We start from the raw sequence: 22,071 nt of genomic DNA, 5'->3' as shown, positions 1-22,071 counted from the left end.
GTGGCCGCGTTCGTAGCGTCGGGCCGTGCCGAGATCGCTGCTGACCCTGGTGAGTGCGCTGCTCTGCGTCGCCCCGACGGCCGCCGCGGCCGGGCCCGCCGCCGCCGCGTCCGGGCCCGCCGCGGCGTCCGGGGCCGTCCCGGTCGTCGCCGCCCGCCGGTCGGTGTGGCATGTGGTCGCGCCCGGCGAGACCATGGCCGGGATCGCCGCCGCCAACGGGTTGCGGGCCGCCGACGTCGGCCGGTGGAACCAGATCGTCCCGCCCTACCCGGTGCACGTGGACGAGACGCTGCGGCTGACCCCGCCGACCTCCCGCATGCCGAGCTGGCGGACCCGGGTCGAGCCGGTCACCCCGGAGTCCATCGGCTGGGATCCCGCCGCCCGGTGCCCGGTGCCGCCGGAGCAGCTGCGGCGGGTCTGGGTGTCCTACATCGACTTCCGCGGCGAGTACCACGACGGCAGCATCGTGGTGCACCGGGACGTGGTGGCGCAGACCCAGCAGACGTTCGCCACGTTGTTCCGGTGGCGCTTCCGGATCATGGTGATGGCGCCGCAGTGGCTGAACCTGCCGGACCAGTCGAGCGTCGAGACCTCCGGGTACGCCTGCCGCCGCGTCGCGGGCTCGCGGGTCTGGTCGCAGCACGCGTACGGCCTGGCGATCGACCTGAACCCGCTGCAGAACCCGATGGTCAAGGGCGCGGTGCTCGACCCGCCCGGGGCCGGTCGGTGGGTGCGGCGCAACCAGTACCTGATCGGCATGGTGCACGCCGAGGGCGCGGTCCGGGCGCTGAGCGCCAACGGCTTCGCCTGGGGCGGGCGGTGGCGCACCCTGAAGGACTACCAGCATTTCAGTACGACCGACCGGTAGCGCTCAGGGGCGGGCGTACCGGCCGGTCAGGGTGCCCTCGGCGAGGACCGCGCCGTCGATCGCGGTACGCAGGTCCGCCGCGCTCGCGCCCGCCCGCGCCCCCGCCGGGCGCGACAGCGCGTACACGGTGAAGACGTACCGGTGTGCGGGGCCGCGGGGCGGGCACGGGCCGCCGTACCCGGAATGGCCGAAGCCGTTGGTCCCCGCACCCGGCGGCTTCTCGCCCTCGGCGAGCCCCGCCCCGGCGGGGTCGATGCCCCATGCCACCCAGTGCACGAACGTGCCGTGCGGCGCGTCCGGGTCCTCGACCAGCAGGGCCAGCTCGCGCACCCCGGACGGCAGGCCGGCGACGGTCAGCGGCGGTGACACGTCCGCCCCGTCGCAAGTGTGCCGGGCCGGGATGTCCCCGCCGTCGGCGAAGGCGCTGCTGGTCACGGCGATGCTCATCGCGGCTGCCGAAGTGGCGGGCCCGGGGCTCGATCCGCCGCAACCGGCCATCAGGCCGGTCAGCGTGCCGATGGTGATCAGCGCAGCCAGGGACCGCATCCTCGCACCATAACTCCCATCGGGGCAGGCATCGCCGCGAAACGCACCGGTCATATTGACGTCACTGGAAGTGATTGAGCAGTATCGGGCGGTGACGCCCCGGGGCGGGGTCGGCGGACATCGAGGAGGACGGCATGCGGGCACGGTTCCCGGCGCTGGATCACGTCGTCCGGCGGCGTGTCGCGGTGCTCGGCGCGGCCGTTCTGGCGGTGGCCCTCAGCCCCGCGCAGGCGACGTCGCGGCCCACCGGGCAGGCCGTCACCATCGCCGCGCAGCAGCCGGTGTACCGCGCCGCCGAGGGCGGCCGGGCGGCCGTCGCGGTCGTGGTCACCACCTCGGACGGCCGCCCCCTGGACGCCTCGGCCTCTGTGCACTACGCGACCGGGTCCGGCACCGCCACCGCGGGGGCGGACTACCCGGCGGCCTCCGGCACCGTCACGTTCCCCGCGGGCAGCGCCTCCGGCTCGTCCCAGCGGTTCACCCTGGCCGTCTCGGCCGACGGCGCCGCGGAGACCGCCGAGACGCTGCCGGTGAGCCTGCGCGCGGCCTCGGGCGTGACGGTGACCCGGCAGCCCCTGGTGATCATCGACGCCAACGGGCTGCCGTACCTCGATCCCGGGCTGAGCGTCGAGCGCCGGGTCGCCGACCTGCTGGGACGGATGAGCCTCGCCGACAAGATCGGGCAGATGACGCAGGCCGAACGTGCCGCCGTCGCCAAGGACCCCAGCCTGGTGGCCCAGTGGCGGCTGGGCTCTGTGCTCTCCGGCGGCGGCTCCGTGCCGACCCCGAACACCCCGGCCGCCTGGGTGCAGATGATCAACACCCTGCAGTCGTACGCCCTGAGCACCCCCCTGCAGATCCCCCTGCTCTACGGCATCGACGCGGTGCACGGGCACGGCAACGTGTCCGGCGCGACGATCTTCCCGCACAACGTGGGGCTGGGCGCCAGCCGCGACCCCGCCCTGGTGGAGGACGTCTACCACGCCACCGCGGCGGAGGTCCGGGCCACCGGCATCCCGTGGGACTTCGCCCCCTGCCTGTGCGTCTCGCGCGACGAGCGGTGGGGCCGCGCGTACGAGAGCTTCGCGGAGGATCCGGCGCTGGTGGCCCGGATGGCCACCGCGGTGGACGGCTTGCAGGGCCCCGGCCGTTCCCGGCTGGCCGCACCGGACGGGGTGCTGGCCACCGCGAAGCACTACGCCGGTGACGGCGACACCGAGTTCGGCACCGGCTCCGGCAACTACACCATCGACCAGGGCGTCACCGTGACCGACCGGGCCGAGTTCGACCGCATCGACCTGACGCCGTTCCGGGCCGCGGTGCGCGAGCACGGTGTGGGCAGCGTGATGCCGTCGTTCTCCAGTGTGGACTGGACCGCCGACGGGCTCGGCAACCCGATCAAGATGCACGCCAACTCCGACCTGATCACGGGCGTGCTCAAGCACGACATCGGCCTCGACGGGTTCCTGGTCTCCGACTGGGAGGCCATCCACCAGCTGCCCGACCCCTCCGCCCCCGCCGACGCGCCGAAACCCACCGCCGGGCAGGTCCGCGCCGGGGTGAACGCGGGCACGGACATGTTCATGGAACCGAACACCGCGCCCCGGTTCGAGCAACTGCTGCACGACGAGGTCACCGCCGGGCGGGTGAGCACGGCCCGCATCGACGACGCGGTGCGCCGCATCCTGCGGGCCAAGTTCGCGCTGGGGCTCTTCGAGCATCCGTACGCGCCCGCCGACCGGCTCGGCGAGGTCGGCAGCGCCGCACACCGGGCGCTGGCCCGGCAGGCGGCCGCCCAGTCCCAGGTGCTGCTGAAGAACCGGGGCCACGCGCTGCCGCTGCGCCCCGACGCGCGCATCTACCTGGCCGGGCGTACCGCCGACGACATCGGCAACCAGGCCGGCGGCTGGACGCTCGACTGGCAGGGCCGCTCGGGTGCCGCCTTCGCGGGCACCACGATCCTGGCGGGCATCCGCGCGGTGGCGCCGCAGGCCACCGTCACGTTCAGCGCGGACGCCTCCGCGCCGACCGCGGGCGCCGACGTCGGCGTGGTCGTGGTGGGGGAGACCCCGTACGCGGAGGGGTACGGCGACGTCGGCGGCCCCGCCTGCACCTGGTGCACCCCGCCGCAGGCCGAGCCGAAGTCGCTGAGCCTGCAGCCGGGCGACCGGGCGGTGGTCGACAAGGTGTGCGCCGCGCTGCCCACCTGCGTGGTGCTGCTGGTCTCCGGCCGCCCGCAACTTCTCACCGACCAGCTCGGCGACATCGACGCGCTGGTCGCCTCGTGGCTGCCCGGCAGCGAGGGCGCCGGGGTGGCCGACGTCCTGTTCGGCCGCCGCCCGTTCACGGGACGGCTGCCGGTGACCTGGCCCCGCACCGCCGCCCAGGTGCCGATCAACGTGGGCGACGCCGACTACCGGCCGCTGTTCCCGTACGGATGGGGGCTGCGCACCGACCCCGGCCGGGAGCGGGTCGCCGCCGCCGCGGGTGCCCGGCCGTCCCCGGCGGTCGCGGCGCTGCTGGCGCCCGGACGGTGGCAGCCCGACGGGACGTTGCGCCGCGACGCGGGCACGGTGGCCGTGGCGCAGCGGGCGCTGACCGCGCCCGGCGCGACGGGGCCGGTGCGCGACGCGGTGCTGTCCGTGCTGCGTGACGCCGCCCAGGCGCAGGTCGGGTCCGGGGGTACGCCGCCGCAGTGGGCGGCACTCATCGCCGACGCCGACCACGCCGAGGCGGCCGGGACGCCCGCCCGCGCGGGCACGCTGCTGACCCGGGTGATCACGGGTCAGCCACCATCGGGCACCGCCTAAACTGCGCCGGTGGCGCGGAACAACAGAACCTATCGGGTCGTCGACGGTGAACAGATCGAGGGCAGCTGGCGGCCGGTCTTCATCCGCAACGGTCCGGCCTACTTCCTGACCGACCTGCTGATCTTTGCTGACGGTGCGATCAAATGCTGGGACTGGGTCGACCTCGACGGGCTGCGAGAGAAGCTGGAGACCGGCCGGGTCGCCACGCATCTCGAGCCAGGGATGCAGGCCTCGGCCCACGACCTCGCGAGCTGGCGCTTCGACGAGCCACAGATGTGGGTGACGGCCGAGGAACTCCTCGGAGAAGTCGCGGACGAGATCGACCAGCTCAATGGCCGGCCGGATTCCACTGACCGCTGCCTGCAGGCGCTGGACCGGTACCTCGAGACCCGAGCGGAGGCCGACCGGCAACCACTGCGCGCGGCATACCTGGCCGTTCCCGAGCACGTGCGCCACTACGCGCTCGGTGACATGGACGCGAAGGACTGGCCGCTGCGGGTGCTGTGCACACCGATCGGGGAGCACACTACCCACGACGAACTCGTCACCGAGGCGATGCACGTCCAGGCCCACCAGTACTTCGAGGACTACGAGAGATCGGTCAGGGAATGGAACGACAACCGCCCTGCCGACGGCCCGGACCAGGCACAGGACCCCACGGTCAAGCTGGCGTCCGTCCCCGGAAAATGGCCGACAGAACCGGGGATCGAGTGTCTGCGCAACGAATACCCGGCCACGGTCGACATCGGCGGCGACACGTACGCCAGCGCGGTGCATGCCTACTGGGGGCTCGCCACCACCGACGAGAGCACCCGTACGGCGATCCACGACACGGTGATGGCCCTCAGTGTCGAGCGCGCCGTCGGCCGGGCGCCGCTGCGGCAGGACTGGCCCCGCCTTCGTCTGACCGCCATGCACGCGATCCTGCGTGCGAAGTTCACCCAACACCCGGAACTGGCGGACGTGCTCCTCGCGACCGGCGATGCCCGCATCGAATACAACATCAGCTCCGCGTACTGGAGCGGCGGGGTGAAAGGACGGAACTGGCTCGGTCGGCTGCTCGAGCTTGTCCGGGCCGAGATTGTGGCACAACGCGCGGGCTTCATCCCCCAACCGGTCACTTGATGTCGCGCCGTCGCGGGCCTTGACTCTCCTGCGACCTGAGGCTCGAAGCTGGACGGGTGAACCGAGATGATCTGCTCAACATCGGTGCGTTCGCCGCGGCGACCGGACTGACCATCCCCGCGCTTCGGCACTACGACGAGATCGGCCTGCTCAAGCCCGCCCGGGTCGACGCCGGCACCGGCTATCGGCGCTACCGCCGGGGCCAACTCGACGACGCGCGCATGATCTGTGGCCTGCGTGCCGTCGGTGTGCCGATCGATGAGGTCAGGGCGGTGGTGGGGCGGACACCGGGACAGGTCGGGTCCACGCTCGACGGCCACCGGGAGCGGTTGGTCGCTCAGATGCGCGAGCTGTCGCAGCGAATTCTCGCCGTCGACGAATTCATCGAGAAGGGAAACCCGATGCCCGCACTGCAGGCCGTTCGACCGGTCCAGATCCGGATCAGGGTGGGTGACGTCAAGGAGGCGGCGGCCTTCTACACGGCTGCGTTCGACGTCGTGTTCAACGAGGCGATCTCGTCCCTGCAATTCGGCACGTACCGCAGCGACCGGTTCTTCCTCATCACGCTGGAGGAGGGCGCCGCGCCGGCATCCGAGCGCGACGGCAGCCGGTTCGGGCTGCTCGTGGATGACGTCGACGCCGCGCACGACCGCGCGCTTGAGGCGGGCGCGAGGGAGGTCCGTCCGCCGACGGACTTTGCCTGGAAGCCCCGCACGTCGTGCGTCCGCGACCGGGACGGAAATCTCATCGACCTCAGTCAGGCATGATCCGCCACGCCGTTCAGCGACGTCGCGTTGCTCGGCAACGATTCGATCGGGGCCCCGAATCCCGGGAGACTGGCCCGGTGGTGGAGGTGTCCGAGCAACGGCGTTCGGTGATCGGTCGGGTCGCGCAGGGCGTTCCCGCGCCGGATGGTGACGGCTGTGTGCGGGTTGCCGTCGACGGTGCCGACGGGGCGGGTAAGACCGTGTTCGCGGACGAGCTCTCGGCGGCGCTGCGCGATCTGGGGCGCCCGGTGGTGCGGGTATCGCTGGACGACTTCCTCAACGTCCGTGCGGATCGGTATCGGCAGGGACGCGATTCACCGCGCGGCTTCTGGGAGGATTCGTATAACTACCCGCGTTTCGACGCCGATGTGTTGACGCCGTTCGGGCCCGGCGGCTCACGGCGCTACCGGCCGGCCGCATACGACCTGAAGACGGACTCGATGCTGGAACCGGAGCCGCTCACCGCGGCACCGGGAACGGTACTGGTCGTCGACGGGCTGTTCCTGCACCGCGACGAGCTTGTCGGTTCCTGGGACATGTCGGTCTTCCTCGACGTGCCGTTCCGCGTGACCGCCCGGCGGATGGCGGGCCGCGACGGTTCCCATCCTGATCCCCGCCATTCGAGCATGCGCCGCTACGTGGAGGGCCAGCGCCTCTACTTCGGCGCGTGTGCACCGCAGCACCGCGCCGGCGTGCTGATCGACAACCAGGACTTCGACGCTCCTCGGATCCTCCGGGGTGACGTGCTCGGGGGGTAGCCGATCAGTTCGGGCCGCCCACCCACACCGTCTTGAGGTTGCAGAACTCGCGGATCCCGACGGCGGACAGCTCCCGGCCGTACCCGGAATCCTTGACCCCGCCGAACGGCAGCTGAGGGTACGAGGTGACCATGCCGTTGACGAACACGGCTCCGGCTTCCAGGTCCGTGATCAGGCGCTCCTGCTCGGCCGGGTCGGTGGTCCAGGCGTTGGCGCCCAGCCCGAACGCCGTGGCGTTGGCCAGCGCGACCGCCTCCCGGTACGAACTCACCCGGTACACGGCGGCGACCGGGCCGAACACCTCCTCGCCGAACATCCGCATCTCCGCCGTGACGTCGGTCAGCACCGTGGGCGGGTAGAACCAGCCGGGCCCGGTCGGCGGCCGGCCACCGCAGCGCAGCGTGGCGCCCCGCGCGACCGCGTCGCGGACCAGCGCGTCGACGTCGCTGCGGCCCTGCCGGGTGGCCAGCGGCCCGATCTCGGTGCCCTCGGCGGCCGGGTCACCCACGGTCAGCGCCGACATGTGCGCGACGAACCGGTCCACGAACGCGTCGTACACGTCGTCGTGGACGATGAACCGCTTGGCGGCGATGCACGACTGGCCGTTGTTCTGGCAGCGCGCGGTCGTGGCCACCCGGGCGGCGCGGTCGACGTCCGCCGACGGCAGCACCACGAACGGGTCGCTGCCGCCCAGCTCCAGCACGGTCTTCTTCAGCGCCTGCCCGGCCGTGGCGGCGACGGCCCGGCCCGCGGCCTCGCTGCCGGTCAGGGTGGCCGCGCGGATCCGCGGGTCGCTCAGCACCGCCGCGACGGCGTCCGAGGGGATCAGCAGGGTCCGGAACGCGCCCTCCGGGAACCCCGCCCGCAGGAACAGCTCACCCAGGTAGAGGGCGGTCTGGGGGACGTTGGACGCATGCTTGAGCAGACCGGTGTTGCCCGCCATCAGCGCGGGGGCGGCGAAGCGCATGGCCTGCCAGAGCGGGAAGTTCCACGGCATGACGGCCAGCACCGGACCCAGCGGCTGATACCGGGTGTACGCGCGGACCGCGCCGACCGCCGCGGCGTCGGCCTGCTCGTCGGCGAGGAACCCCTCGGCGTGTTCGGCGTAGAACCGGCAGGCCGCCGCGCACTTGAGCACCTCCGCGCGGGCGGCCGGCAGGATCTTGCCCATCTCCAGGGTGACCAGGGCCGCCAGGTCGTCCTGTTCCGCCTCCAACAGGTCCGCGGCCCGGCGCAGCCAGGCACCCCGCTGCGCGAACGAGGTGTCCCGCAGGTCGCGGAAGCCCGTCACGGCGCAGGCCAGCGCCGCGTCGATCTGTTCGGCCGGCATCGGGTCGAACGTCTTGAGCACCTCGCCGGTCGCCGGGTTCGTCGTCGCGATCGTCATCGGGCACCACCTCTCCCTTTCGGCGGGACTACCCCGCGCCCGCCGCCGTCAACCGAGGGTTTCCCGGCCGCTTCCGATTCGACACCCACGCGGGCGGTCGTGCCCGGACGCCGCGCGCGGGCCCGTGACATCCCATCCCGTCCCACGCCTCGCCACCGGCTCACGAGCGCCGACCAGACCCGGCGGCGGCTGTTCGTCGGCCTGCCCGGCCTGCCCGGCCTGCCCGGGCCGAGATTGAAGTCGCCCTCGGGGAGGTGCCCACCGCCGAAGGTCACTCCGGTCCGGACGGGCCCAGCGCGGCGAGGTCGTAGCCGTGTGGGTAGGTCTTCCCCACTACTCCTTCCGCTAGCCAGCCGCGGCTGCGGGGTCGTGCGCCGTGTCGCAGCCATGCGGCCCGCCCGCCCAGTCCGGCGGTGAGGAGCAGCCCGGCCCATCCGGGTGGCGCGGCGAGCCCGGTGGCCCCGCGGAGCGGCGGGTCCAGCAGAGCGCGGATGATGCCGCCGGTCAGGGGTGTCAGGGGCCGGGGAAGGGGGCCGAGGAGGCTGTGGGTGGCGGTCATCAGCTGCGCCGCGGCCGGGGTGTACGCGAACTGCTGTGCCTCGTAGGTGTCGTAGAAGGACTTGTAGGCGTTCCACGTCGGTGGGATGTCGGTGATGTTCATGCGTCGGCCGAGGGTGGTGTAGAACGTCAGCATGGCGGTGCGTTCGTGGCAGCACAGTGGCCGCCAGCCGTGCCGGTCGATCCATCGGGCGGGCTCGAAAAGGAAGGTGCCCAGGACGTACCGGTAGTCGTCGTTGCTGATGGTGAACCGGCGGTGGATCTGGTTGAGCCGCCGTGTGGCGGTGCGCCCGTCCGGGTGGTCGAGACCGTACTTGACAAGGGTGTACATGAGGATGCCGGTGTCGTCGGCACGGCGGTCGGTGCGGTGGATGATCTCGCCGGTGCCGGCCAGGATCTCGGCGATCGACGGCACGGCAAAGGTGCGCCAGAACGCCAGCAGTAGCCCCATCCGGGAATCGAAGGGGAACTCGTACAACGCAGTCGCGTGGTAGATGGGGTGATACTCGGCGACCGGGTCGCGGCGGCGGATGTCGGCCAGCCGATCGTAGCGTCCCCGACGGTGCAGCATGATCATCCATCCTTGGTCTGCAGCCCCGGAGGCTGTTCACGCCGGGCAGGTCGGCAGCGTCCGCAGGTCGTCGCGGGTGCGTACCGCGGGCAGCCAGGCGTGGCCGGAGGCGTCCACGTCGGTGGCCACCCGGTACCACGTGGTGGAGCCGACCCCGTACTCGTCGGCGACGCGCTGGCCGTCGTACAGCGCGCAGTCGGCCAGCAGCCGGTCGCCGTGCCACACCCGGTGCTGCGACACGTTGCCCGCCGCGTACGGCTTGTGCGGGTCCACGGCCAGCCCCATGCTGCAGCTGCGCGGCCGCTCGGGGTTCTCCCGGCAGGGCGACTCGGCGTTGTACACCGTCAGCGTGACACCCGGCGGGGTCGGAGCCGCCCGGCCGCCGCGATCGCCGATCGCCCAGAACGTCCCGGCGGTGGCCAGCAGCACCAGCGGCACCAGGACCAGCGCCAGCAGGCGGGCCCGCCGGCCGCGCGAGCGTCCGCCGCCCGCGGCGTTCAGGCGGCGGGCCTGCTCCAGCAGGTCCGCGGCGGCGGGGCGGCGGGCGTGGTCCGGGTCCAGGCAGCCGGCGAGGAATCGCCGCCAGCCCTCGTCCAGGTCGCCGGGCAGGCGCAGCGGGGCACGGCCGGCCGCGTACTCCTGCGCGGCGGCCGCCCGCACTCCGGGGGTCGCGCCGGGTACGGGGAACGTCCCGCCGGTGAGCAGCTGATGCGCCGTCACCCCCAGCGCCCACACGTCGCCGCTGGGGCGTACCCGCACGCCGCGCTCGCCGAGGCGGTCGTCGGCGCGTTCCGGCGGGGTGTAGTCGGTCGAGCCCAGCGGCGGCCCGTAGCCGTGGGTGCCGTCGAGCCGGGTGACCAGGCCGAAGTCGGCCAGGCAGGCGGAGCCGTCCGGGCGCAGCAGGATGTTCGACGGTTTGAGATCGCCGTGCACCCAGCCGGCCTGGTGCAGGTACGCCAGCCCGGTGCACACCTCGACGATGAGGCGGGCCGCGTCCGGGACCGGGCCGTCGCCGGCCGCCTCGTCGATCCGGTCCTGCAGGCTGCCCGCGGCCCGCTCCATCACCAGCACGACCGCGCCGTCGAAAGCCGCGTCCGGGTCGGCGACCACCAGCGAGTCGAGGATCGTGACGATGTGCGCGTGCGCGGCGTGCCGGCTGAACTCCACCTCCCGCTGCGCGAGTTCCTGCAGCTCACGGAACTGCCGTTGGCCCACCGGCCCGGTCGCCACGAACTTCAGCGCCGCCTCGTCGCCGTGCTCGGCGTGGCGGGCCGCGTACACGCTGCCGAAGTTGCCGGCCGCGATGGGCGCGGTGACCTCCCAGCCGCCGACCCGGTAGCCGACCGGGACCCGGACCGCCCAGTCGCGGTCGGTGGCCGGGCCGCTCACCGCGTCAGCCCCGGCGCCGCGCTGTCGGCGGCCGCCGACAGCGGCGGCAGCAGCGCCAGATGGCTCTCCCGGACCAGGCCGAAGCGCAGCGCGACCGACACCAGGGTCTCCCGTTTCCAGTCCAGCCGCTGCTCCGGCGGCTTCACCCGCAGCTTGCTGCCGGCGAGGTAGTCGATGTGGAAGCTGACCGCGGAGGCGGTGAGGCCCGGGTGGCCGGGGTGGCGGCGCAGCCGCTCGACCACGTGCGGGGTGGTGGGCACGGCCACCGTGGACAGGTCGCGCAGCCGCGGCTCGCAGAGCGCCACCAGGACCAGGAAGTACAGCGCGTCCTCGTTGAGGGAGAACGGGCTGACCGTCGCCGCGCCCGGCCGGGTGGCGACGGTCCGCGGATCCAGGTACGTGTGGTCCGGCGCGTACACCTGGAACGCCAGCACGCCGGAGCGGGTGGCCAGCACCACCCGGCTGAACTCGAATGGCACCGGGGCCGCAAGCCGCCCGGGCGGCACCCGGAAGTACTCCCCGGCACCCTCCGGGTTCTCCACCACCAGGCTCTGCTCGCGGCTCAGGTTGCTCAGCTGCCAGTACGACCCGGTGGTGAGGATCTCGCCGGCGACGCGGGGAACCGCCGGGTCGGCCAGCTCGATGCCGACCGGGCACTGTGGTTCGCCGCGCCCGAACCGGGCCGTCTCGCCCGCGCTCAGCTGCAGCGAGCACGCCGGACGCCCGCGCTGCGCGGGTACGTGAACCAGCACGGTGCCCAACCCTCGCCTCCCCGACCGGCACCAACATAGCGGGGCAGCGGTGAGCATGAATACCCGGGATGCACATCCCGGGGACTCGCAGGTTCCGCGCCGCGCCACCACCTTCCGATACTCCCGGCATCCGAAGTCGTCATTCGAACAGAGAAGGAGGTGAGCGCCGATGGGCAGCATGACACGGCGGCGATCGGCCGTCGCTGCCTCGGTGCTGGCGTTGCTGGCCGCCACGGTCGTGGTTCTCGGCGGCCGCGCCGTACCGGCCGCGGCGGCGCCCAGCTGCGGGGTCAAGCAGTCGGGCGCGGCCGCGCAGGCCAACACCGCGGTGAACAGGGCCTGCGGCCTGATCGGTACGCCGTACGCCTGGGCGGGCGGGCACGGGGCGACCCCCGGCATCACGTACGGGGTCTGCGACCCCTCCAACGGCGCACCCGACGACTGCCACGTCCGTGGCCTCGACTGCTCCGGCATGGTGCGCTACGCGTACTACCTGGCGGTCGGCTCCGACATCATCAACGGCACCGCCGCGTCGCAGTTCGCCTCCCGCCGCGCGGTGGCCCGCTTCTACCGCTCGTCCGGCCTGGACCCGCTGCTCCCCGGCGACCTGGTGTTCTACGGGGGTTCCGCGTCCGGCATCCACCACGTGGCCATGTACATCGGCCAGGGCTACATGGTCGAGGCCCCCAACTCGGGCGACTACGTCAAGGTCAGCCCCGTGCTGGGCTACGGCGACTACTACGGCGCGATCCGGCTCTACAACCCCGACGGCAGCACGCCGACGCCGCCGCCCCCGCCGGGCGACCCGGACAAGGCATGGGTGGACACGTTCGCCACCGCGGCGGTGTACGCCTCGCCGACCAGCACCACCCAGACCGGTTCCCTGAACCAGGGCACGAACTACGTGTACTGCAAGGTGTGGGGCCGGGAGATCCGTGACGGCAGCCAGTTCAACCACTGGTGGCTCAAGACCGACCCGGACACCGGACCGGCCAACCAGTACGTGTCGGCGTTCTCCCTGAGCCGGTGGGGCAACGACGAGGCGAAGGACAACGGTGGGGCGGTCATCCGGGACTGCACCGCGAACCCGCCCGCGCCGCCCGGGGTCGCGAAGTTCTGGGTGGACACATTCGCGAACGCCGCCGGGTACGCGTCGGCCACCAGTACCAGCCAGACCGGCACCCTCAACACGGGCACCAACTACGTGTACTGCAAGGTGTGGGGCCGCGAGATCCGTGACGGCGGTCAGTTCAACCACTGGTGGCTGAGGACCGACCTGGACGTCGGCCCGGCCGACCAGTACGTGTCGGCGTTCTACCTGAGCCGGTGGGGCAACGACGAGGCGAAGGACAACAACGGCACGGTCATCCCGACGTGCTCCGGCGGCACCACCCCGCCCGCCTCGACGTACTGGGTGGACACGTTCGCCAACGCGTCCGTGTACGCCTCGCCGACCAGCACCGCCCCGACCGGCACGCTCTACGGCGCCCGCAACTACGTGTACTGCAAGACCCGGGGCCGCGAGATCCGCGACGCCAACGGCGCCTACAACCACTGGTGGCTCAGGACCGACCCGGACGTCGGGCCCGGCAAACAGTACGTGTCCGCGTACTACCTGAGCCGGTGGGGCAACGACGAGGCCAGGGACAACAACGGCACCGTCATCCCGAACTGCTGACCCGTACCGAGATGAGGATCATCATGCGTCGCATCACCCGCCTCGCGCTGGGCGTGCTCGCCGCGGTCGGCCTGACCGCCGGCGGGACGTTCGGCCCCACCGGCCCGGCGGCCGCCGCCCCGAACGGCTGCTCCGGCTCCGGCGGCTCGCACACCGACTACCTCGGCAACACGTACGGCACCACCAACTGCAACGTCTACTCCGCCGGTTACGTCCGCAACAGCGGCGCCAACTCCGGCTACCTTTACACCGGCACCAGCTGGTTCGTCTGCCAGGAGCAGTGGGTCGGCTACGAGAACCCGTCCGTCGGCAGCGCCCGCAACAACTACTGGCTGTACACCCAGGGCGATGACGGGTACGCGCACAGCGGCTGGGGCTGGTTCCCGGCGACGAAGGTCTCCGGCGGCGGCAACTACGCCCCGGTGCCCGGGCTGCGCTCCTGCGACGGCATCCCGTTCTTCCCGTTCCCCACCCCCTGAGCGGCCGGGGCTGACACCGGCTCCGGCCGCACTGCCGACCCCGGCCGGTACGGCCCCGCGACCTCCGGTCGCAGGGCCGTACCGGAGGTCGCAGGGCCACCCTCCGGTCGACCGGGGTCAGCGGGCAGGCCCCGTCCGCCGGTCAACGGGGGTCGGCGGGAACGGGGCCGCCGGAGTCTGCGGGCCGGGCATCGCGTCGTGCGGTCCCACCGCGCGGACCCGGCGGCGCGTCCCGTCCGGTTCGGGCCGGCGGCGCGCGACAATCGGCGGGCAGGTGCGGTGCCCGGGCCGACCAGGGGCGGCGATGCTCGAAGGCGTACAGCTGGTGGATCACCACTGTCACGCAGTGGTGCGCGGACCCCTGGACCGCGCGGGTTTCGAGCTGCTGGCCACCGAATCCGACCGGCCCGCCCCGCCGGGCTGCACCAGCCTCGACTCGCAGCTCGGCTTCGCCATCCGCCGGTTCTGCGCCCCGCTGCTCGGACTGGAACCGCACGCCCCGGCCGAGGAATACCTCGCGCAGCGGGCCCGGCTCGGACCCGCCGAGGTCAACCGGCGGCTGCTGAGCGCCGCCGGGGTCGGCACGTTCCTGGTCGACACCGGCTTCCGCGCCGCGGACCTGCTCACCCCGGCCGAGCTGGGCGCGGCGGCCGGGGCGCGGGCCGCGGAGGTGGTCCGGCTGGAGACCGTCGCCGAACGCGTCGCCGCGGGCGGGGTCACCGCCGGGGGCTTCGCCGCCGCGTACGCGGACGCACTGGCCGCCGCCACAGCGGACGCCGTGGCGGTCAAGTCGGTCCTGGCCTACCGGCACGGCCTGGACATCGCGCCCGAGCCGCCCACCGCGCCGCAGGTACGGACGGCCGCCGGGCGCTGGTTGCGCCGCGCCGAGGCGGCACCGCAGCGCGCCGGCCCCTGCGACGCGCGGCCGGGCCCGCCGCGCAAGCGGAGCCCACGCGACGTGAGCCCCGGCCCGCACGAGGTGAGCCCGGGTGACGCGCGTCCCCGCACGCCGGACCCCGCGGGCCTGCGGCTGGACGATCCGGTACTGCTGCGGCACGTGCTGTGGGCCGGGGTGGAACGCGGCCTGCCCGTGCAGATCCACACCGGATTCGGCGACCCCGACCTCGACCTGGTCCGCGCCGATCCCGCGCTGCTGACCGGCTTCCTGCGCGCGGTACGCGACCGCGACGTCGCGATCATGCTGCTGCACTGCTACCCGTATCACCGGCAGGCGGCCTACCTCGCCCAGGTGTTCCCGCACGTCTACCTGGACGTGGGGCTCGCCCTCAACCACGTCGGCGCGCGGGCGCCCGCGGTGCTGGCCGAGTCGCTGGAGCTGGCCCCGTTCCCCAAGGTGCTGTACTCCTCGGACGCGTTCGGGCTGCCGGAACTGCACCTGGTGGGTTCCGCCCTGTTCCGGGAGGCGGTCGCCGAGGTGCTGGGCGGGTGGGTGACGGCGGGCCGGTGGTCGGCCGCCGACGCGCGGCGGGTGGCGCAGATGGTCGGCGCGGGCAACGCCGCACGGGTGTACCGGCTGAGAGGAGCGGATCATGGTCGCTGACGGCGGCGCGGCACGGGCCGAGGAACTGGCCGGACGGCTGCGCCTGGACGGGGTGCACGGCGTGGTGCTGCCGTACGTGGACACCGCCGGGGTCACCCGGATCAAGACCGTGCCGGTCGCCCGGCTGGCCCGGGCCGCCCGCTGGGGCGTCGGGATGTCGCCGGTCTTCGACGTCTTCCTCAGCGACGACTCGATCACCGCCACGGACCGGCTGGGCGGCCCCGACGGTGACCTGCGCCTGGTGCCGGACCTGGACCGGCTGACCGTGCTGGCCGCCCAGCCCGGCTGGGCGTGGGCACCGGTCGACCGGTACACCCGGGCGGGGGAGGTCTGGCCCGGCTGCCAGCGCGGCTTCCTGAAGGCCATGACCGCACGCGCGGCCGCCGCGGGGCTGAGCTTCACCATGGCGATCGAGGTGGAGTGGGCGCTCGGCCGGGCCGGCACCGACGAGTTCGTCCCGGCCTGCACCGGACCCGCGTACGGTGCGACCCGGCTCGTCGAACTGAGCGACTACGCGCGGGACCTGCTGTCCGCACTGGACGCCCAGGGTGTCGAGGTGGAACAGCTGCACCCGGAGTACGCCGATGCCCAGTTCGAGCTGTCCGTCACCGCCCGTGACCCGGTGGGTGCCGCCGACGACAGCCTGCTGGTGCGCCAGACGATCCGGGCGGTGGCGCACCGGCACGGGCTGCGCCCGTCGTTCGCTCCGACCGTGCTGGCGGGCCGGGTGGGCAACGGCGGCCACGTGCATCTGTCCGCCGCTCGCGACGGCCGCAACGTGTTCGCGGGCGGCCCCGGCCCGCACGGGCTGACCGCCGAGGCGGAGGGGCTCGCGGCGGGCATCCTGGACCTGCTGCCCGCGCTGCTGGCGGTCGGTGCGCCGTCGGTGGCGAGCTACCTGCGGCTGGTGCCGTCGCACTGGGCCGGGGTGTTCGCCTGCTGGGGCCACGAGACCAGGGAGGCGGCCCTGCGCCTGGTCACCGGGAACGCGGGCGCCGAGGACGCGGCGGCCAACCTGGAAGTGAAGTGCGTGGACCTGGCCGCCAGCCCGTACCTGCTGCTCGGTGCGCTGATCGGCGCCGCGCTCGACGGGCGGCGCCGGGAGTTGCGGCTGCCGTCGCCGGTGACCGGCGACCCGGCCCGGTTCTCCGCGGACGAGCTGGCGGCGCGGGGCATCCGCCGGTTGCCGACGAGCCTGGATGAGGCGGCCGACGCCTTCGCCGCCGCGGCGCTGCTGCGGGAGGCGCTGGGTGACCTGCTGGCCGATGCGGTGCTGGCGGTGCGCCGGGCCGAGGCGCAGCGGCTGCGCGGCGCCTCCGACGACGAGGTGGCGGCGGCCCTGCGCTGGATCTACTGAGCGCTGGATCCACTGAGGGGTTGATCCACTGGCGTGGATTGCCAGATATCCTGCAAGCCATTATATTGTGGCCATGGCTGCCAGAGCGATGACCGAACCCGCGTTCTTCATCCTCACCGCGCTGATCGACGAGCCCCGGCACGGCTACGGCATCGTCGGCGAGGTCGACGACCTGTCCGGCGGCCGCGTCCGCCTGAAGATCGGCACGCTGTACGGGGTGCTCGACCGGCTCGTCGCCGACGGCCTGGTCGAACTCGACAGGGAGGAGCCGCACCAGGGCCGGCTGCGCCGCTACTACCGGCTCACCGACTCCGGCCTCGACGCGCTGACCACCGAGGCGACCCGGCAGGCCGCCAACGCCGAGGCCGCCACCCGGCGCCTGGCCGCACACCGCCCCGCCACCGCAGGAGGAATGGGATGAGCAGTCTGCTGGAGGAGCGGTACCGCATGGTGCTGCGGTTGCTGCCCGCCGACTACCGCGAGGCGTGGGGCGAGGACATGGTGGCCTCGTTCATGCAGGCCGCGTACGCCGCCGCCCCCGACGACCCCGAGGGCGTGGAGATCAGCCGGCCGAGTATCGCCGAGGCGGCCAGCATCGCCGCCCTGGCGGTGCGGGTGCGCCTGGGCGGGGCCGGTGCCGCCCCCCGCCCGTTCTCCTGGGGTGAGGCGGTGCGCCGTGTCGCCCTGATCGGGCTGCTGGCCCACGCGATCGGCGCCCTGTCCGGCGTCATCCTCGTCGCCTGGGCGCTCAAGCAGCTGCCGGGCGCCATGCCGTTGCCGGACGCGGGGCCCGCGTTCTTCGGCAGCCGCTGGGTGGCACTGTGGAGCTTCACGGTTCTGCTGTGGCTCCCGGCGTACCTGTCGGCGGTGCACGGCCACCACCGCGCGGCCCGCCTCCTGGCCGCCGTGGCCTTCCTGCCCGTGCTGGTCAACGGTGTCCTGACGATGAGCCAGGCGTCGAACGGCGGGGTCACCACCGCGCGGGTGTGCTTCCTGATCTTCCATGCCCTGCCGCTGTTCGCCCTGGCCGCGTTCGGCCCGGACGCACCGCCGATGCGGGCCCGGCCGTGGCTGATCGCGCTGCTCGTCGGCGCGGCTGTCGCGGTCGCCGTCGGCCTGGCCACCCAGCCCTGGCCCGGCCGGGAGCAGCTGGTCCTGGCGCTCGCCGACTGGCCCGGCCTGTGGTGCGCCGGGCTGACGGCCGCCGCCGTGGCCGTGCTGTCCGTCCGGCGCGACCGCTCGCCGGCCTGGCCGCTGGCTCTGGCCCTGCTGGTGCCGCCCGTGCTGGTCCTGCGGTTGGTCTCCGTGCTGGACTACGTCCGCGCGAGCATGTACACGCACGACAGCGCCGTGCCGGTCACGATCGGTGTCGTGCAGAGCGTGGTGCTGGTGACCGCCGGTGCCGTGCTGGCGGGCACCGCCGCCCACCGGCTGCGCCACCTGCCCTCCGCGGACGCCACCCGGACGGCCGCCACGAGCGGGTGACGGATCGGGTCCGGCCGCTCCCGCTGAGGGTCCCGCACGAGTCCGTCGGAATCCGTCTGAAAGGATCCAAGGTAGACCGACACCACCCCCTGTTGCGGACCCCCCGTCCTGCCGGGACAACCGGTCCGGCCGTGCCGGACCGGGCGGACGCCGCAGCCGTTGAAAAGGCAGCGAGAGCGATGCGCGAGGACTTGCAGGACGAGCTCAGCCGGGTCAGCCGCACGCTGGTCACGATGGCCAAGGCCGTCCGGGAGGCGATGCGGCAGGCCAGCAGCGCGCTGCTCACCTCGGATCACACCATGGCCCAGCAGGTGACCGTCCGCGACGCGGAGATCGACGTGCTCTACCGCGTCGTCGAGGACCGGGTCTACGACCTGGTCGCCCGCCAGCAGCCGGTCGCCGGTGAACTGCGCAAGGTGCTGACCGCGCTGGAGGTGGCCGCCGACCTGGAACGCATGGGTGACCTGGCCGTACACGTGGCCCGCGCGGCCCTGCGCCGCCACCCGGCGCCCGCGGTCGTGCCGGAGCTGGCCGACCTGTTCCGCTCGATGAGTACGGTGGCCGACGGGCTGTCCGCCAAGATCGTGTCGGCGCTGGCCGACCAGGACGCCGTGCTGGCCGCCCAGCTCGACCGCGACGACGACGCCATGGACCACCTGCACCGGGAACTGTTCAGCGTCATGCTCAGCCCGCGCTGGCCGCTGGGCGTCGAGGCGGCCGTGGACGGCGCGCTGCTGGGCCGCTACTACGAGCGGTACGCCGACCACGCCGTCAACGTCGGCCGGTACGTGGTCTTCCTGGCCAGCGGCAAGGACGACTGAGCTAACCCGCCGTTGCGGCGAGGACCCTGCGGTCGTCGGGCAGGCGGCGGGTGACGCCCCGCGAGTCGAGCAGTTGCAGCAGCGGCACCGCGACCCGGCGGGTGGTGTCCAGTGCCTGCCGCGCCGCGCTCAGCGTGAACGGCTGGGGCAGCCTCGCCAGCACCCCCGCCGCCCGCTCGGGTGCCCCGGCCCGCAGTATTACCTGGTCGGCCACCAGCACCACCAGCTCGGCGCGGGCCGCCGCGGCGAGCTGCCGGGTTCCCAGGCCCAGCTCGGCCAGCCGGTGCGCCTCCGGCGCCGCGTACGGCCGCCCGTCGAGGTCGGCGAACGCGGCGTCGACGAGCGCGACCAGCTCCGGCGGCACCCCGGACGCCCCGGCGGTGACCCGGCCGCCCCGTACCGTCAGCGGCGCCCCGACCAGGGCGTCCACGAGCGCCCGGTCGGGCAGGCCGAGCAGGTGTCGCAGCGCTTCGGTGGGGATGCCGGGCTCCAGGGGGTGCTCGCGGGCGTACTCGGTCACCTCCTCGGCGAGCCGCTCCCGCAGTCGCGCCCAGTGCCGCGGGTCGGCCAGCCACCCGGCGGCCACCTCCGCCCGGCCCGCGCCGGGCACACCCATCGCGGCCAGGTCCGCGCGGCGGGCCAGCAGGCGGCGCCGCAGTTCACCGGCCAGGTCCGGGGTGCCGTCCATCCCGGACAGTTGCGTGGCCCGTGCCGCCACCGCGCCGCGCCGGGACAGCCCCGGCGGCGCGACGTCGAGCACGGTCACCCCGCCCGCGACGTAGCGGCGGCCGCTGTCGCGTAGCAGGGCACGGTCGCCGATGCGCAGCGGCAGCGCGCTGCCCAGCCGCAGCCGTGCGGTGTCGGTGCCGAGTGGCCGCACCCGCACGGGTACGGCCGCCGCCCCGGTGTGCAGCATCAGCGTGGCGGGCAGGTCGGCGACGGGCTCGCCGTGCACCCGTACGTCGATCAGGTCGGTGGCGCGGAACCGGCCGGGGCTCAGCAGCGCGCTGCCCCGGGCGACCGCGGCCCGTTCGACGCCGCGCAGGTTGACAGCGACCCGCGCCACGGCGCCCACCTCGTCCGCGGGTACGCCGAGCGCCTGCAGCCCGCGTACCCGCACCGGCCGGGGTATCCCGGTCAGTTCCAGCTCGTCGCCGGTCCGCAGCCGCCCGGCGCCCAGCGTCCCGGTGACCACCGTCCCGGCACCCTTGATCGTGAAGGACCGGTCGATCCACAGCCGTACCGGTGCGTCGCGGTCCGGCTCCGGCAGCCGGGCCACCAGCCGGTCCAGCGCGGCCCGGAGGTCGTCCAGTCCCGCGCCGGTGACCGCGCTGACCGCCACCGCCTCCACGGCGCCGAGCGAGGTCGCGCCGATCTCGGCCCGCGCCCGGACGGTCGCGGGCTCCGGGTCGGCGAGGTCGGCGCGGGTCACCACCAGCAGTCCGTGCCGCACCCCGAGCGCGTCGAGGGCGGCCAGGTGCTCCGCGGACTGCGGCATCCAGCCCTCGTCGGCGGCGACCACCAGCAGCGCGGCGGGCACCGGGCCGGCACCGGCCAGCATGTTCGGCACGAACCGCTCGTGGCCCGGCACGTCCACGAACGCCACCGTGGCGCCCGAGGGCAGCGCCGTCCACGCGAATCCCAGGTCGATGGTCATGCCGCGGCGGCGTTCCTCAGCCCACCGGTCCGGTTCCATCCCGGTCAGCGCGCGGACCAGTGTGGACTTGCCGTGGTCGACGTGTCCGGCGGTGGCGACGACGTGCACGTCAGCGCTCCGCCACGGCCCGTACCGAGGCCACCAGCGCCGGATCGGCGTCGGCGGGCACGCAGCGCAGATCCAGCAGCAGGCGGCCCCGTTCGATTCGCCCCACGACCGGGGTGGCGGCCCGGCGCAGCGGCGCCGCGTACTCCTCCGGCAATGACAGCGCCCACGACGGCAGCTCGGCCTCCGGCGCGCCGCCCCCGCCGACCACCGCGACGGACGCGACCACCATGACGTCGACCCCCGCCAGTGCCGCCCGAGCGCGTTCAGTGCGTTCGCGCAGCGCGTCGGGGTCGGCGCGCAGCGCCTGCCAGGTCGGTGTCTCCGGTCCCGCCACGGTCGCCTGCAGCGCGGCCAGGGTGAGCTTGTCCACCCGCAGCGCACGGGCCAGCGGGTGGCGGCGCAGCCGCTCGATCACCGTACGGTCGCCCAGCAGCAGGCCGGCCTGCGGGCCGCCGAGCAGCTTGTCGCCGCTGGCGATGACCAGGTCGGCGCCCGCACGCAGGGTGCTCGCCGCGTCCGGCTCGTCCGGCAGCAGCGGCTGCGGGGCCAGCAGGCCGGAGCCGATGTCGGCGACCACCGGCACGCCGAACCCGGTCAGCTCGGCCACCTCCACCGCGCCGGTGAAGCCGCGCACCACGAAATTGGACGGGTGCACCTTGAGGATGAAGCCGGTGTCCGGGCCGACCGCGTCGGCGTAGTCGGCGCGGGTGGTGCGGTTCGTGGTGCCCACCTCGCGCAGCCGGGCGCCGGTGGACGCCAGCAGGTCGGGCAGCCGGAAGCCGTCGCCGATCTCGACGAGCTCGCCGCGGCTCAGCACGATCTCGCGGCCCGCGGCGAGCGCGGTCGCGGCGAGCACCAGCGCGGCGGCGCCGTTGTTGACCACGTGCACGTCCTGCGCGTCGGGGACCGCCGCGGCCAGCGCGGCCAGCGCGGTGCGGCCGCGGCGGGCGCGGCGCCCGGACACCAGGTCCAGCTCGACGTCGGTGTGCCCGGCGGCGGCCGCGACGGCCGCGCGGGCCGCCCCGGACAACGCGGCGCGGCCGAGGTTGGTGTGCAGCACGACCCCTGTCGCGTTGAGCACCGGCCGCAGCCCGCCCGGCGTGGGCGGCAGCGCCGCCACCGCGGCGTCCGGGACCAGCTCCGGGGCCAGCTCACCCGTGCGGGCCCGCTGCTGGGCCGCGGCCACGGCCGCCTTCACCGGGGTACGGCCCAGCCGCGCCGCCGCGGCGACCAGCCGCGGATCGGCCAGCACCACATCCGTACGCGGAACCCGCCGTCGCGGATCCACCGTGGGCACGCGTCGCCTCCTTCGCCGCCGGGGCGATCGGGTGGCGCTCGCCTCAGGCACACGGTAACCGGAGCGGCGCGGCCGCCGGGACGGCACCACCGGTCGG

The 22,071-nt window shown here is 74.0% G+C and carries 19 protein-coding genes; 12 read left to right on the top strand and 7 right to left on the bottom strand.

Translation table 11 applies throughout. The features are described 5' to 3' along the window. Positions 1–25: 25 nt before the first annotated feature. Entirely contained in the window at positions 26–868 is an 843-nt protein-coding gene (locus ACMCNN_RS14970; RefSeq protein ID WP_412746809.1) for a M15 family metallopeptidase, read from the top strand. A 3-nt stretch (positions 869–871) separates the two neighbouring features. On the opposite strand, the gene ACMCNN_RS14965 is transcribed toward ACMCNN_RS14970, so the two are convergent. Further along, positions 872–1,414: a YbhB/YbcL family Raf kinase inhibitor-like protein gene (locus ACMCNN_RS14965; RefSeq protein ID WP_412746808.1), complete on the bottom strand. Its 543-nt coding sequence runs from the start codon at positions 1,412–1,414 to the stop codon at positions 872–874. 134 nt (positions 1,415–1,548) lie between these two features. Between ACMCNN_RS14965 and ACMCNN_RS14960 the strand changes: the two genes are divergently transcribed. From ACMCNN_RS14960 to ACMCNN_RS14945, 4 genes are read left to right on the top strand one after another with little or no spacing between them, the layout of a single operon-like run. Further along, positions 1,549–4,224 carry a glycoside hydrolase family 3 N-terminal domain-containing protein gene (locus ACMCNN_RS14960; protein ID WP_412746807.1) on the top strand — a complete coding sequence of 892 codons (2,676 nt, stop codon included), beginning with the start codon at positions 1,549–1,551 and terminating at the stop codon, positions 4,222–4,224. 9 nt (positions 4,225–4,233) lie between these two features. Beyond that, a complete protein-coding gene (locus ACMCNN_RS14955; RefSeq protein ID WP_412746806.1) occupies positions 4,234–5,349 on the top strand; it encodes an NADAR family protein in 1,116 nt (371 codons plus the stop codon). A gap of 56 nt (positions 5,350–5,405) precedes the next feature. After that, entirely contained in the window at positions 5,406–6,116 is a 711-nt protein-coding gene (locus tag ACMCNN_RS14950) for a MerR family transcriptional regulator (RefSeq protein ID WP_412746805.1), read from the top strand. After that, positions 6,113–6,874, top strand: a complete 762-nt coding sequence (locus ACMCNN_RS14945) for a uridine kinase (protein WP_412746804.1) — start codon at positions 6,113–6,115, stop codon at positions 6,872–6,874. The genes ACMCNN_RS14950 and ACMCNN_RS14945 overlap by 4 nt, the downstream gene beginning before the upstream one ends. Before the next feature lie 4 nt (positions 6,875–6,878). On the opposite strand, the gene ACMCNN_RS14940 is transcribed toward ACMCNN_RS14945, so the two are convergent. From ACMCNN_RS14940 to ACMCNN_RS14925, 4 genes are all read right to left on the bottom strand, one after another. Then, positions 6,879–8,261, bottom strand: a complete 1,383-nt coding sequence (locus tag ACMCNN_RS14940; protein WP_412746803.1) for an NADP-dependent succinic semialdehyde dehydrogenase — start codon at positions 8,259–8,261, stop codon at positions 6,879–6,881. Between the two features lie 271 nt (positions 8,262–8,532). Next, positions 8,533–9,390 (bottom strand): oxygenase MpaB family protein, encoded by an 858-nt coding sequence (locus tag ACMCNN_RS14935; RefSeq protein ID WP_412746802.1) that lies wholly within the window; start codon positions 9,388–9,390, stop codon positions 8,533–8,535. Between the two features lie 36 nt (positions 9,391–9,426). Then, positions 9,427–10,779, bottom strand: a complete 1,353-nt coding sequence (locus ACMCNN_RS14930; protein WP_412746801.1) for a serine/threonine-protein kinase — start codon at positions 10,777–10,779, stop codon at positions 9,427–9,429. Then, positions 10,776–11,531 (bottom strand): hypothetical protein, encoded by a 756-nt coding sequence (locus tag ACMCNN_RS14925; RefSeq protein WP_412746800.1) that lies wholly within the window; start codon positions 11,529–11,531, stop codon positions 10,776–10,778. Before ACMCNN_RS14925 ends, ACMCNN_RS14930 begins: the two co-directional genes overlap by 4 nt. Positions 11,532–11,700: 169 nt before the next feature. Between ACMCNN_RS14925 and ACMCNN_RS14920 the strand changes: the two genes are divergently transcribed. The 7 genes from ACMCNN_RS14920 to phoU all read left to right on the top strand — a co-directional run bounded on the left by ACMCNN_RS14920 (position 11,701) and on the right by phoU (position 18,912). Continuing rightward, complete coding sequence (locus ACMCNN_RS14920) at positions 11,701–13,209, top strand: C40 family peptidase (protein WP_412746799.1); 1,509 nt, start codon at positions 11,701–11,703, stop codon at positions 13,207–13,209. Positions 13,210–13,232: 23 nt separating this feature from the next. Beyond that, positions 13,233–13,688 (top strand): hypothetical protein, encoded by a 456-nt coding sequence (locus tag ACMCNN_RS14915; RefSeq protein WP_412746798.1) that lies wholly within the window; start codon positions 13,233–13,235, stop codon positions 13,686–13,688. Positions 13,689–14,034: 346 nt separating this feature from the next. After that, positions 14,035–15,249 carry an amidohydrolase family protein gene (locus ACMCNN_RS14910; RefSeq protein WP_412746797.1) on the top strand — a complete coding sequence of 405 codons (1,215 nt, stop codon included), beginning with the start codon at positions 14,035–14,037 and terminating at the stop codon, positions 15,247–15,249. Next, positions 15,239–16,606, top strand: coding sequence for a glutamine synthetase (locus ACMCNN_RS14905; RefSeq protein ID WP_412746796.1), 1,368 nt, complete (start codon positions 15,239–15,241; stop codon positions 16,604–16,606). The genes ACMCNN_RS14910 and ACMCNN_RS14905 overlap by 11 nt, the downstream gene beginning before the upstream one ends. 73 nt (positions 16,607–16,679) lie before the next feature. Then, complete coding sequence (locus tag ACMCNN_RS14900) at positions 16,680–17,027, top strand: PadR family transcriptional regulator (protein ID WP_412746795.1); 348 nt, start codon at positions 16,680–16,682, stop codon at positions 17,025–17,027. Further along, positions 17,024–18,091: a hypothetical protein gene (locus tag ACMCNN_RS14895; RefSeq protein WP_412746794.1), complete on the top strand. Its 1,068-nt coding sequence runs from the start codon at positions 17,024–17,026 to the stop codon at positions 18,089–18,091. Before ACMCNN_RS14900 ends, ACMCNN_RS14895 begins: the two co-directional genes overlap by 4 nt. A 179-nt stretch (positions 18,092–18,270) precedes the next feature. Next, entirely contained in the window at positions 18,271–18,912 is a 642-nt protein-coding gene (gene phoU, locus ACMCNN_RS14890) for a phosphate signaling complex protein PhoU (RefSeq protein ID WP_412746793.1), read from the top strand. Between the two features lies 1 nt (position 18,913). Here the strand turns inward: phoU and selB are convergent, their stop codons facing one another. Continuing rightward, on the bottom strand, positions 18,914–20,677 hold the full coding sequence (gene selB, locus ACMCNN_RS14885; protein WP_412746792.1) for a selenocysteine-specific translation elongation factor: 1,764 nt from the start codon (positions 20,675–20,677) through the stop codon (positions 18,914–18,916). A 1-nt stretch (position 20,678) separates the two neighbouring features. Then, the gene (selA, locus tag ACMCNN_RS14880; protein WP_412746791.1) at positions 20,679–21,974 is read right to left on the bottom strand and encodes an L-seryl-tRNA(Sec) selenium transferase; all 1,296 of its coding nucleotides are present in this window, start codon (positions 21,972–21,974) and stop codon (positions 20,679–20,681) included. Positions 21,975–22,071 lie beyond the last annotated feature (97 nt).

This window comes from Krasilnikovia sp. MM14-A1004 (genome assembly GCF_047159485.1).
Lineage (GTDB): Bacteria > Actinomycetota > Actinomycetes > Mycobacteriales > Micromonosporaceae > Actinoplanes.
This window is presented reverse-complemented; position numbering and strand designations above follow the sequence as displayed.

Bases quoted from the DNA above. Each gene is read 5' to 3' on its own strand.
- ACMCNN_RS14965 (WP_412746808.1), bottom strand. From the start codon at position 1,414: ATGCGGTCCCTGGCTGCGCTGATCACCATCGGCACGCTGACCGGCCTG.
- ACMCNN_RS14960 (WP_412746807.1), top strand. From the start codon at position 1,549: ATGCGGGCACGGTTCCCGGCGCTGGATCACGTCGTCCGGCGGCGTGTC.
- ACMCNN_RS14945 (WP_412746804.1), top strand. From the start codon at position 6,113: ATGATCCGCCACGCCGTTCAGCGACGTCGCGTTGCTCGGCAACGATTC.
- ACMCNN_RS14940 (WP_412746803.1), bottom strand. From the start codon at position 8,261: ATGACGATCGCGACGACGAACCCGGCGACCGGCGAGGTGCTCAAGACG.
- ACMCNN_RS14935 (WP_412746802.1), bottom strand. From the start codon at position 9,390: ATGCTGCACCGTCGGGGACGCTACGATCGGCTGGCCGACATCCGCCGC.
- ACMCNN_RS14920 (WP_412746799.1), top strand. From the start codon at position 11,701: ATGGGCAGCATGACACGGCGGCGATCGGCCGTCGCTGCCTCGGTGCTG.
- ACMCNN_RS14915 (WP_412746798.1), top strand. From the start codon at position 13,233: ATGCGTCGCATCACCCGCCTCGCGCTGGGCGTGCTCGCCGCGGTCGGC.
- ACMCNN_RS14905 (WP_412746796.1), top strand. From the start codon at position 15,239: ATGGTCGCTGACGGCGGCGCGGCACGGGCCGAGGAACTGGCCGGACGG.
- ACMCNN_RS14900 (WP_412746795.1), top strand. From the start codon at position 16,680: ATGGCTGCCAGAGCGATGACCGAACCCGCGTTCTTCATCCTCACCGCG.
- ACMCNN_RS14895 (WP_412746794.1), top strand. From the start codon at position 17,024: ATGAGCAGTCTGCTGGAGGAGCGGTACCGCATGGTGCTGCGGTTGCTG.
- phoU (WP_412746793.1), top strand. From the start codon at position 18,271: ATGCGCGAGGACTTGCAGGACGAGCTCAGCCGGGTCAGCCGCACGCTG.